Here is an 11,586-nt window from a genome sequence, read left to right on the forward strand (position 1 = left end):
CCCCTGGGACGGCCCCCTGTTCAGGGCCGTCCCAGGGGCGTGGGCCGTCAGTCGGCGATCCAGGCGATGGCGGTCATGGTGCCGGGCGGCACCTCGGTGAAACCGCCGTCGCGCACGGCCACGGTGGCACGGTCCACACATTCGCGCCAGGGGACGTCCCGTGCCAGATGCACGCGCAGGCCGTTCTCGAGCCAGCGTTTCCGGTCGCGCGCGCCCAACTGCCTCAGCAGCAGGTGGGCGGCGTGCCCGCACTGGGCCGCCGCCTTACCGGTGGTCATCGTGAAGTCCGGGTTCAGCGCGATCTCGGCGTGCGGGCCGTCCGGCGGCGGAAGGGGCTTCTCGGCGAGCGGCAGGTCCAGGCCGGCCACCTGGAGCTTGGTGATCTGCGAGGGGACCTCGTCCATCGGGCCTGGCGGGAACACGCGCACCTCCGCGCCATAAGCCTCGGCCGTGATGCCCGGAAGCTCCTGGACCTCAGGCCAGCGCACACCGCGCGCACGCCGGGCCACCTTGCGGATGCGCCGCGACTCCCAGCCTTGGACGCAGGCGTGCCACTCGCCCTCGGGCTCGTACGCGCGCGGGTCGGTGAGCAGGCGCACCACAGCCGTCGCGGCCGCGGCACAGACGGCGTCATGGCTCGGTGGATCGGCCTTCTCCACACGGACCACCAGTTGCATCGCCCAGGGCGGATCGTCAAGCGGGTCGTAGTCGGGTCGCACGCCTGGAGTATTCCAGTTCCAATCTCCTGCCCCGGACGCGACTTCACCGACACGCATCGGGGTACGGCACACATATCGCTTCGACGCCGCAGGGGACGTGGCGCGCGGAGCGACCGGAGAGGGAGCCGAGCGGCGCGAGCGGGTCGGAGGTCGCCGTGGCCAGTCGAACCTGGAACGAGTCCATTCCGGGCATCGGGACATTCTTCGTCGGGATCGACATCGCGCCCGGCCGCTACCGGTGCGATGACGGCAAGGGCGGCTGGTGGGTGCGCTTCACCGGTCCGGGCGGCAGCGACCCCGTGGGCTCATGGCCCCTTCCCCCCGGGCCCGCCGAAATCGAGATCCCCGCCACCGACTTCGCGTTCGAGACCCATGTGCGCACGTACTGGAGGCGGGTCTCGGACGTGACGTCGTCCGGGCCGTCCACGAGGATCACCGAGCTCCGTCCGGTGGCCGACCCGACGCTGCGCGCCGAACTCGACCCGCTCGTCCGGCGGCGTCGTCCGCTTGTGGCCCTCGCACCGTTCTCCGTGCTGGGGGCGGGCTTCGCCGGGCTGCCGATGTTCGGGTCGATGTGGCTGCTGGGCATGACGATGCTGGCGGCCCTGGTCGCGATCGGCGCGCCGACGGTCTTCCTCGACCTGACGCGCGCGCACGAGCTGGACAAACGCCGCGACCGCTTCGTCGTGGCGGACGACCTGGACGAGGAGGCGCGCCCCTTGCTCGCGCGCACGCAGACGGCCGTGGACGCCGTCCGGGAGAGCGACGTCAACCAGGAAGGTCTGCTCGAAAGCGCCGAGAACGCGGTGATCCTGCCACGCGAGGAGTGGGAGATCGCGCACGCCCTGGCCCGTCAGTCGCGCCTGCGCGCGGACGAGCCGGACGGCGACGACCTGCCCGAGCTGGAGGCGGCGCTGCGTCCGCTGCGGGAGAAGCTGGACCGCTCGGTGACCGCCGTGACCCGCCGCATCGAGGCCCTGGAACGTTACGCCGAGCACGTCCGCGCCGCCGACGAGGCCCTGCGCGCCCAGCGTCGGTTGGACAACATCACCGGGCGCGCGCACGAGTACGACGAACTGGTCGCCGAGACCGTCCGGGACGACATGGCCCTCCCGGAGATCGAGCGCCTGACCGAGCGCAGCGACGACCTCCTGGCCGTCCTGCGTGAACGCCTGAAGGAGTCCATGCCGGACGAGTGACCGTTTGGGACAGGCCGTTCGGACGGGTCGGCGCATCCGGTGATCAAGGTGGTGCCGGGGCTCGCCACCTGCGTCCGGAGGGCGGAACAAGCGCTGGATCCCCACCTCCGGAAGGGGGGCGCGGCGGATTTGAGCAAGCGGTTGGGCAGAAGCGGCATAATGAGAGCGTGACGACCACGAGCACTAATTCCGGACGACCGAAACCAGGCGGCGGGGAGCCCGCCGGACGACGGCGCGGCAGGGGCTCGTCGGCCGCCGCGTCGGAGCGCCGCGAGCACCTGGTGAAGCTCGCCGCCGAGCTGTTCGCCGAGAAGGGCTTCCAGGCCACGACGGTGCGCAACATCGCCGACGAGGCCGGCATCCTCTCCGGCAGCCTCTACCACCACTTCGACTCCAAGGAGTCGATCGTGGACGAGATCCTGTCCGGGTTCTTCGAAGAGATCATGACCCGGTACCGGGAGGTCATCGACCGGGGCGAGGACCCGCGGACGACCATCGCGGGCCTGGTCCGCATCGCGTTCGGCACCCTGGAGCCGCACCGCGCCGCGATCACGGTCATGCAGAACGACTGGAACTACCTCAAAGGGATGGAGCGGTTCGCCTACCTCACCAAGTCCGAGGACGAGGTGGAGAAGATGTGGGTGGACACCATCAAGGCCGGCCAGGAGCAGGAGCTGTTCCGCCCCGACGTCGACCCCAAGCTGACCTACCGGATGATCCGCGACACCGTCTGGGTCGCGGTCCGCTGGTTCAAGCCGGGCGGACGCCTCGACGCGCAGGGTCTCGCCGACCACTACCTGAAGGTCATGTTCGACGGGATCAACACGCACTGACCGCGCACTGACCACGTCCGACGACGGTTCTCCACGAGCCCGCTCCGCGCGCCGAGCCGCCCGGGGCGGGCTTTCGCGTCCCCGCCCCTCCCCCGAGGGTGACGTGAGCGCCGTCCGAAACGGGCTCGCGACGATGGCCGGAAGGGTGAATTCCGTGAAAATGACTCGTCTTCGCCGGAGGGGTCCGTAGCCTTGCTGCTCCCACGGGCATCGGGCCGCGGCGGCCCGGCACTCCTGGGGGCCCGGTGCTTTTCGTCACACCTTGCCAAGTTAGGGTCACACCCGAAGCAACGGGGTCGTTGTGGACGATGAGACATCCGGGGGGAGGGCGGCATGACGGGAACACCGGGGAACAGGGCCGGGCGGGAGGAACCGCCCCCCGCCGAACTGCGCGACGCGATGGCGCGCGGGCTCCAGGAGCAGTTTCCTGGCGTGCGGGTCTGGTTCGGGCAGGCGACCGGGTCGTGGTGGGCGATGGTCCCGTTGCGCTCCGGGCCGCGCCTGGTCGAGGCCGACACCTTCCAGCAGCTGCGGGACGCCATCATGAGCGCCCGGTCGAGAGGCTGACGCCACACGAATGGAGAGGCCGACGCCACACGGGTCGAGAGGCTGAGGCCGCGTGAACGGCGACGCGCGCCCGCGGGGATCCCGCGGGCGCGCGTCGCCGTTTCCGGCCCTGTCATGAGTCCGCCTCCGTCGCCGTCATGAGTCGACCTCCGGCGCTGTCATGAGTGCGTCGGGACCGGGGCGCGGTCGGCCTCCGAGCGGCGGCGGAGGAACTTCGGGACCCACCAGTTGACCTCGCCGCACAGCTCCATCAGCGCGGGGACGAGCAGCATCCGGACGACCGTGGCGTCGATGAGGATCGCGATGCCCATGCCCAGGCCGACCTGCTTGACCGCGACGTCCGCGCCGAGCAGGACGGACAGGAAGACCATCACCATGATGGCGGCGGCGGCGGTGATGACGCGGGCGGTGCCGGCCAGGCCCCCGGCGACGGCCTGCCGGGTGGGCATGCCGAGCTCGTGGTTCTCCCGGACCCGGGAGACCAGGAAGACCTCGTAGTCCATGGAGAGCCCGAACAGGATCGGGAACATGATCATCGGAACCCAGGTCGCGACCGGCATCGATCCCGGGAAGCCCAGCAGCTTGCCGGCCCAGCCCCACTGGACGACGGCGGTGAGCACGCCGTAGGCGGCGCCGATCGACAGCAGGTTCATCAGCGCGGCCTGCAGGGCGATGACGATCGAGCGGACGAGCGCGACGAGCAGCAGCAGCGACAGCCCGACGACGACCGCGACCAGCCAGGGCAGGCGGCTCTGGACGTTGTCGGCGAAGTCGATCGAACCCGCGTTGGGACCGCCGACGAACACCTTCCCGGCCAGGTCGGTGCCGCGCGTGGCGTCCGGGATGACCGTGTCGCGCAGCCGGTGGACGAGCTTCTGCGTCGCCGCGTCCTGGGCGCCGGTCCGCGGGTAGGCGATGGTCACCGAGGCGGTGCCGTCGGCGCTGGTTCGCGGCGCCTGGACGCTCTCGACGCCCGGAGTGGCGCGGACGGCGTCCGCGACCCGGGACCCGTCGCCGCCGTCGGCGACGATCACGAGCGGAGCCTCGACGCCGGGGCCGAAGCCGCGCGCCAGGATCTCGTGCGCCCCGTACGCGGAGTTGGCGTGCGGCTGCGTGGACGAGTCGGGCAGGCTGAGCCGCATCGACAGGGCCGGGACGGCGAGCGCCAGAAGCAGCCCGGCGGCGATCAGCGCGGCCGGAACGGGAAGCCGCTGGACCAGGCCCGCCCAGCGCTCGGCGAGGGGGCGTCCGGCGCGGCGGCCGAGGCCGGGGACGCGCAGCCGGTCGATGTGGCGGCCGGTGAAGCCGAGCAGCGCGGGCAGCAGGGTGACGGAGGCGAACATGGTCATCAGGACCGTGGTGGACGCGGCGACCGCGACGCCGGCGAGCAGCGGGTCGCCCATGACGAACAGTCCGAGCATGGCCAGGACGACGGTCGACCCGGCGAACAGGACGGCGCGTCCGGCGGTGGACAGGGCGGTGACGGTCGCGCTCTCGGGGTCCTCGCCGTCGTGCAGGGCCTCGCGGTAGCGGGTGACGATGAACAGCGCGTAGTCGATGCCGACGCCGAGGCCGATGAGGGCGGCGACGATCGGGCTGAACGAGGGCGCGGGCAGCAGGTGCCCGATCAGCCCGATGAGCGCGAGCGCGGTGCCGATGCCGAACAGCGCGGTCACGATCGGCAGGCCCATGGCCAGCACGGATCCGAACGCGATCAGCAGGATGACCACGGCGGCCAGGACGCCGATGCCCTCCGTGGGGCCGCCGCCCGGGGTCTCGGCCGCGGCGATCGGGCTGCCGCCGAGTTCGAGCCGGACGCCGTCCTTGGTGCCCCGGACGTCCGAAATCAGCTTGGTGAGGTCGCCCGTGGGCATGGCGTCGGACGTGACGTTCAGCTGCGCGGTGGCGAACGCGATCCGCCCGTCCTTGGAGATCCGCCCGGGGACCTGGTAGGGCGAGAGGACGCCGGTGACGTGCGGGGTCTGGGCGAGTCGCTGGAGCGCGGGCTGCACGCGCGCCTTCACGGCCGGGTCGCGAACGTCCCTGTCGGCCTGGATCGCGAGCGTGACGCTGTCGCCGTTGGCCTGCGGGAAGCGCGAGTCGAGGATCTTCTGCGCCTTCGCCGAGCCGGAGCTGCCCTTGAAGGAGTTGGCCGCACCGGCCGACAGCGTGAAACCGACCGCCATGACGGCGACCGCGCCGAGCACCCAGAGCAGGACGGCGAGCCTGCGCCGCCGGTAGCAGAGCCGGGCGAGGCGGGCGACCGCGCCGTCGGAGGAGATGGTCTTCGTGGTCATGGCAGGAGGTTCCCGCCGCGGCCTGGTCCGGCGCGTCGGGCGTGCGGAGACACCTCGCGGCGCGGCTACTCCCTGCGGAGTACTCCCCCGGGAGTCTCCAGCGGCCCGGAGGGGGTCGCGGGGAGGACGGCCACGACCCGGAATCCGCCGTCCGGCTCGGGGGCGGCGGTCAGGGTCCCGCCGACGGCCTCGGCGCGTTCGCGCATGCCGGTGAGGCCGTGGCCGCCCCCGGAGACGTCGGCGTCCGACCCCTGGGCGCCGCCCGCGGCGTGCTCACCGCCGTCGTCGGCGACCTCCACCCGGACGTCCCGTCCGGTGTGGTCGATGATGATCCGCGCGGTCGCCGCGTCCCCCGCGTGGCGGAGCACGTTGGTGAGCGACTCCTGCAGGATGCGGTAGGCGGCCTCGTCGGTCGCCGCGTCCAGCGGGACGGCCGTCCCGGACACCGCGACCTCGACCGGCAGGCCCGCCGAGCGCACCGCGTCCACGAGGTTCGGCAGGCGGCCGAGGCCGGGGGCGCGCGGGCCGCTCCCGTCCCCGCGGAGCAGGCCGAGCGTGGCGCGCAGCTGCGCGAGCGACTCCTTGCTGCTGGCGCGGATCGCGGCGACGGCCTCGCGGACCGGGTCGTCCGGCGGGCTGCCCGCCAGCCGGCGCAGCGCCGCGCCCGCCTGGACGGTGATGGTCGCCATCCCGTGCGCGACGGTGTCGTGCAGGTCGCGGGCGATCCGGAGGCGTTCCTCGGCGGCGCGCCGGGCGGCCTCGCGCTCCTTCTCCTCGCCCGCCATCCGGAGCCGTTCGCGGGTCTCGGCGGCGAGCGCGCGGCGGCTGCGGATCACCTCGGCGAGCAGGATCACGACCGTGACCAGCACCCACTGCTGGAGGAACGAGGCGAGCGCGCTCGCGGGCGGCTCGCCCTTGCGGAGCACCGCGAGGAAGCCGAAGGTGAAGAAGAACGCGGTGATCCCGATCGTCCAGCGCATGTATCCGGCGACGACGGTGGAGAACGCCGGGACGCCCAGCACCCAGATCGGCGAGAACCCCGGCGCCCCGGACGTGTAGTAGGCGGTCAGCAGGAAGCTCGCGAGCAGCAGCGCCGCCATGGGCCGCCGCCGGTGCACCAGGACGGGCAGCGCCAGGAGCGCGCCGATCACGTAGTCGCGCGGGATGGCGGGCCGTTCGCGCGGATCCTGGCTGACGTACACCATCAGCTCGACGACCCCGCCGACCAGCAGCGTGAGGATCCCGTCCACGACGGCCGCCGGCACGCGGCGCCTCCGGATGCCTGTCACACCGTCAAGGTAACCCCGCACCGACCGTCCGGCGACTTCGGTCCGTGCGGCCTTGGGAGGCTCAGGGGAGGCTCAGGGGCGGGTGAGGATGGCGGCGCTGCCGTAGCTGCCGCCGAACCCGGTGCAGAGCGCGACCCCGGCGTCCTTGACCTGGTTCGTGCCGGTTCCGCGTAGCTGCCGGACGGCCTCGGCGACGTTGTTGAGGCCGTGCACGTACCCCTCGGAGAGCAGGCCGCCGTGCGGGTTCACGGGATGGCGGCCGTTCCACGCGATCTCTCCCGCGGCGAGCATGACGCCGAGGTCGGGGCGTCCGACCAGGCCGAAGTCCTCGAGCTGGCGCGGGATGAGCCAGGAGTAGGCGTCGTAGAGCAGCGCGACGTCGATCTGCTCGGGTTTCATCCCGGCCGCCTCGTAGAGCGGCGCGGCGACGTGCGCCGAGAAGACGCGGGTGACGTCGTCCGTCCGGTCCATCGTGGACGCGCCGGGCCCGCCGCCGCGGACGACCGCGTGCACGCGCGGGGACTCCGGGGCGAGGTCGGCGCGGGTGAGGACGAGCGCGCACGCGCCGTCCGTCTCCTGGCAGCAGTCCACGCGGCGCAGCGGGGACGCGACCATGGGACTGTCCAGGTAGTCGGACAGCGTGAGGCGGCGTCGCTGAAGCGCGCGCGGGTTCCGCACCGCGTGCGCGCGAGACTGGGCCACGACCGAGTGGAGATGCCGGTCGGTGAGGCCGGTGTCGTAGAGGTACCGCTGTCCGGCCAGGGCGAACTGGTGGACGGGCCCGGCCATGCCGTACGGGTGCGTGAACTGCTCTTCCGTGCCTTCGCCGAGTTTGAGGCCGAGCGCGTTCATCCGCTTGCCCGAGCGTCCGTTCAGGGCCCGGTACACCAGGACCGTCCGGGCGAGCCCGGCGTCGATGAGCATCGACGCGTCCGCGAGGATCGACGCGCTCTGCGTCCCGCCGCCGTAGATCTCGTTGTGCCAGCCGATCTCGGTGATGCCGAGCTCACGCGCCAGGTAGAGGACGGGCGCGGAGTCGTTCAGGTGGTAGCTGAGGATCGCGTCGGGCGTGCCCGCGGCTCCGCCGGTCGCCTCGGCGGCGTCCGCGAGCGCGGCGCGCGCGGCCTCGGCGGCGAGCGCCAGCTCACTCCGGCCGGACGCGCGGGACAGCGCGGTCATCCCGATCCCCGCCACCGCCGCGCGTCCTGAGAACCCCTGCCTCATCCGGCCTCCGGCCGCGCCGCGTTCGTCCGGGAACGTCCCGCGGCACGGAGGCGCGCCCGCGGGGACGCCCGCCGGAGACGGGGCGCGATCCGTCCCCGGCGGGCCTCGTGGCCGAACCTAACCCGCCCGGACGGTATAACACAAGCGCTTGCTCGGTTACACTGGCACATGGCCACCGAACACAGGGCCCCGCGTCGTTCAGAGCTCGTGCCGCGCCGTTCAGAGCTCGTACTGAATGGCGGTCCGGGACGCGATGAGCGGCTTCATGCCGTCCACCACGGCCCGGTGCGTCGGATTGTCGCGATAAGTCAGATAGGCGTCGCGGTCGGCGAAGTCGGCCACGATCACGAAGTCGGCGCTTCCGGGGTTGACCCCCGCGTCCGATCCGAGACTGTAGGCGCGAATCTCGGGGATCACCCCGGGAAGATCACGCAGCCGCGTGGCGACCTCCTCGATCTGGGCGGTGGTCGTACCCTCGACCCATGTGAACAGCACCACGTGGCGGAATCCGGTCATGGAAGCACCGTAGCGGTGGGTAGGACCGAACCTGGTGACCTGTCCCCGCGTCAGAGAAACCGAGGCCCAATGCCCCACCAAGGCCGCAAATAAACGTTTCCAGGCGGGAATGAGTTCCCACGGACCGTGGTTGCAGCCGTTCGGAGGTGTCTTCCGTGGACGCAGCGAGGCACGACGCAGCGCAGGACACTGTGGAAGCCGACATGCCGGCGCGCGCGGGGACGCACCCGGGGATGCACGCCGTGCCGACCTGGCCGCACGCCGTCGCCACCCTCGGGGTGGGCGCGATGCTCTCCATCCCCGCGGTGCACGGCACACCGTCCTGGTTGGACCGGTTGTCCCTGCTCACCACCGGACGCCCGCTGGCCCCCGCGCACGCGGTCGTCCTCGCCATCGCCCTGGTCTTCGTCGCCCGCGGGGCGCTGCTGCGCCGCCGCGCCGCCTGGTACGGCCTCATGGTCATGGTCGGGATGGGCTTCGCGGCCGTCGCGGTCGGCGGTGACGCCTACTGGCGGCTGCCGCTGCTCGCCGCCGCCGCGGTCGCGCTGTGGGTCAGCCGCGACACCTTCGTCGTCCGCCCGCACCCCGACCGGATCCGGTCGGCCGTCCGGATCGGCGCGATCCTGGTGGTGCTCGCCGCGGTCCTGACCGTGGTGCTCGGCGGGGTGACGATCAGCTCGGTCGGCCCGGACATCGCGCACGGGCTGTCGGCGACCGGCGGGCCGTCCGGCGGCGAGGCCTGGCTGCCCGGCGCGCTGTCGCTGATCGGCGGGGTCGGCCTGCTGGTGCTGGTCGTCACGCTGCTCGCGCCCGACCCCGCGCCGCCGCCCGGTGACGAGGACCAGCGCCGCCGCGTCGCGGGACTCGTCGCGCACCCCGGCTCCGACACGCTCGCGCCGTTCGCCCTGCGCCGTGACAAGGCGTACGTGTTCAGCCCGGACGGCCGGGCCGCGATCGGCTACCGCGTGCTGTTCGGCGTCGCGGTCGCGGGCGGCGACCCGGTCGGCGCCCCGGACGCCCACGACGCCGCGATCAACGCCTTCCTGGACCTGTGCCGCCGGACCGGCTGGCGTCCGGCGGTGCTGGGCGCGAGCACCGAGCTCGTGTCGTCCTGGGGCGGGCTGCGCTCGTTCGGGTTCGGCGACGAGGTCGTGCTGTTCCCGGAGACGTTCTCCCTGTCCGGACGGCAGATGCGCAACGTCCGGCAGGCGGTGCGGCGCACCCACAACTCCGGCGTGAGGTCCGAGATCGTCTCCGAGCGGGAGATCGGCGACGAGCTGCGCGGGAAGCTGCTGGACGTCGCGAACCGCTCGCTCGGCGGCGCGGCAGAGCGCGGCTTCTCCATGAACCTGGACGAGCTGCTCACCGGCTACCACCCGGGCGCGGTCGTCGCCGTCGCCTACGACGAGCAGGACGCGCCGATCGCCTTCCAGCGGTACGTCTCCGCCGGCCAGGGCCTCAGCCTGGACGCGATGCGGCGGCTCCCGGACGCCCCGAACGGCCTGAACGAGCGCCTGATCGTCGACATCGCCGAGTGGGCGAAGGAGCAGCGGATCGAGGTCGTGTCGCTGAACTTCGCCGCGTTCCGCGAACTGCTCGACGCCGAGGACCGGCGTCCGGTCGAGAAGGCCGGCTACCAGGCCCTCCACCTGCTGGACCCGTGGATCGCGGTCGAGTCGCTCTACCTGTTCGACCGCAAGTTCCGGCCGGGCTACCGGCCGCGCAGCATCGTGTTCCGCTCGTGGGCCGACATCGGCTGGCTCGCCGCCGCGCTGCTCACCCTGGAGTTCGGCCGCGTCGGCGACGTCCCGGCCGCCGACCACGCGCTCGAGCCCGTCGCCGCCGATCCGTCCGCGATGGGACACCCCGGACGCACCCACTGACCCGCTGACGAGAGGAGCTCGCCGCCCGGACGCGTCGTCCGGGCAGCGGGCTCCTTCTCACGCGCGCGGCGCTACTTGATCTTGCTGATGTCGATCGCGTCCGCCGGGGCCTCGACCTGGAGCGGGGCGTCGTACTCGGAGAACTCGAACGTGCCCTCCGGCATCTCGCCGACGGCCTTGGCCGAGGTCATGCGGAGCAGGTGCGGCGTCCCGTTGGCGGCCACGAAGACCGTCGCCTTCCCATCCGGGCCCGTGATGCCGATCGCCGGGGTGCCACCGACGTCCGCGCGGCTCGTCTTGAGCCCCCCGGACGCCCCGGGGAAGGCCTTGCGCAGCGGGGCGAAGACCTCCTTGTCGAACTGCTTGATGCTGAGGAAGGACTTGAACTCCTTGGACTGGCTCGACGGGAACAGGACCCATTTGCTGCCGAGCATCGTCGCGAGCGTCTTGTCCCCGACCGAGTCCTCCCAGAAGGCCGCGTCGGCGCCCATGTAGAGCTTGCCGCCCGTGGTGCGGAGCTTCATGGTGGCGGGGCCCTTCCCGAAGTCGCCCTGCATGCTGCCGTCCGCCTGGCCGTCACCGAGGCGGAAGTCGATGCGCATCGTCTTCCCCTCGTCCTTGAACTCGCCCTTCATGTGCACGGACTTGGCGTTCTTGAAGCCGTCCAGCGCGGCCTTCACGAGCTCGGCCGGGGGCTTGGCGGAGTTGTCGGGACCGGCCGGGGAGGCGGACGACGTGGCCGCGTCCAGGGTGCTCTTCGCCGCGGCGCCGTCGCCCTTGCCGCCGTCACCGCCACAGGCGGACAGGGTGAGCGACGCGGCGAGCAGTGCCGCGCCCGCGGTCAGGATGGTGGTGCGTCCCACGAGTGCCGTTCCTCTTTCGATCTTCGTCAAAACCAGGGATAAAACGCCCAAACCAGCACAGACGTTGACAAGAAGCTACATAACACTCACGCATCCTCGGACCGGCGAACCCCTTCGGCCCCATCCGGCGGCCCGCCGGATGGCCATGACCGAGCGGGCACCTGCTTGAACCGGACCGCGCACACAGAACGAACCC

10 protein-coding genes are annotated in these 11,586 nt (G+C 72.3%); 4 read left to right on the forward strand and 6 right to left on the reverse strand.

Annotated features, from left to right (window positions below; translation table 11 throughout):
- Positions 1 to 47: 47 nt before the first annotated feature.
- Positions 48 to 719 (reverse strand): hypothetical protein, encoded by a 672-nt coding sequence (locus tag AB0L06_RS16060; protein ID WP_500231751.1) that lies wholly within the window; start codon positions 717 to 719, stop codon positions 48 to 50.
- Positions 720 to 874: 155 nt separating this feature from the next.
- On the opposite strand from AB0L06_RS16060, the gene AB0L06_RS16065 reads away from it, so the two are divergent.
- The 3 genes from AB0L06_RS16065 (at position 875) to AB0L06_RS16075 (ending at position 3,318) form a co-directional block, all read left to right on the forward strand.
- Positions 875 to 1,918 (forward strand): Rv1352/Rv1906c domain-containing protein, encoded by a 1,044-nt coding sequence (locus AB0L06_RS16065; RefSeq protein WP_500231752.1) that lies wholly within the window; start codon positions 875 to 877, stop codon positions 1,916 to 1,918.
- A gap of 167 nt (positions 1,919 to 2,085) precedes the next feature.
- Positions 2,086 to 2,751: a TetR/AcrR family transcriptional regulator gene (locus AB0L06_RS16070; RefSeq protein WP_500231753.1), complete on the forward strand. Its 666-nt coding sequence runs from the start codon at positions 2,086 to 2,088 to the stop codon at positions 2,749 to 2,751.
- A gap of 333 nt (positions 2,752 to 3,084) precedes the next feature.
- Positions 3,085 to 3,318: a hypothetical protein gene (locus AB0L06_RS16075; protein ID WP_500231754.1), complete on the forward strand. Its 234-nt coding sequence runs from the start codon at positions 3,085 to 3,087 to the stop codon at positions 3,316 to 3,318.
- 158 nt (positions 3,319 to 3,476) lie between these two features.
- Here AB0L06_RS16075 and AB0L06_RS16080 read toward each other — a convergent pair whose 3' ends face one another.
- From AB0L06_RS16080 to AB0L06_RS16095, 4 genes are all read right to left on the reverse strand, one after another.
- The gene (locus AB0L06_RS16080; RefSeq protein WP_500231755.1) at positions 3,477 to 5,615 is read right to left on the reverse strand and encodes an MMPL family transporter; all 2,139 of its coding nucleotides are present in this window, start codon (positions 5,613 to 5,615) and stop codon (positions 3,477 to 3,479) included.
- 65 nt (positions 5,616 to 5,680) lie between these two features.
- Positions 5,681 to 6,904 (reverse strand): sensor histidine kinase, encoded by a 1,224-nt coding sequence (locus AB0L06_RS16085; RefSeq protein WP_500231756.1) that lies wholly within the window; start codon positions 6,902 to 6,904, stop codon positions 5,681 to 5,683.
- A gap of 72 nt (positions 6,905 to 6,976) precedes the next feature.
- Positions 6,977 to 8,128 (reverse strand): thiolase C-terminal domain-containing protein, encoded by a 1,152-nt coding sequence (locus AB0L06_RS16090; protein ID WP_500231757.1) that lies wholly within the window; start codon positions 8,126 to 8,128, stop codon positions 6,977 to 6,979.
- A 219-nt stretch (positions 8,129 to 8,347) separates the two neighbouring features.
- Positions 8,348 to 8,644, reverse strand: a complete 297-nt coding sequence (locus tag AB0L06_RS16095; RefSeq protein WP_500231758.1) for a Dabb family protein — start codon at positions 8,642 to 8,644, stop codon at positions 8,348 to 8,350.
- Positions 8,645 to 8,799: 155 nt separating this feature from the next.
- Between AB0L06_RS16095 and AB0L06_RS16100 the strand changes: the two genes are divergently transcribed.
- Entirely contained in the window at positions 8,800 to 10,527 is a 1,728-nt protein-coding gene (locus AB0L06_RS16100) for a bifunctional lysylphosphatidylglycerol flippase/synthetase MprF (RefSeq protein WP_500231759.1), read from the forward strand.
- A gap of 71 nt (positions 10,528 to 10,598) precedes the next feature.
- On the opposite strand, the gene AB0L06_RS16105 is transcribed toward AB0L06_RS16100, so the two are convergent.
- Positions 10,599 to 11,390, reverse strand: a complete 792-nt coding sequence (locus AB0L06_RS16105) for a hypothetical protein (protein ID WP_500231760.1) — start codon at positions 11,388 to 11,390, stop codon at positions 10,599 to 10,601.
- Between the last annotated feature and the right edge of the window lie 196 nt (positions 11,391 to 11,586).

It is taken from the genome of Spirillospora sp. NPDC052269 (assembly GCF_040679435.1).
Lineage (GTDB): Bacteria > Actinomycetota > Actinomycetes > Streptosporangiales > Streptosporangiaceae > Spirillospora.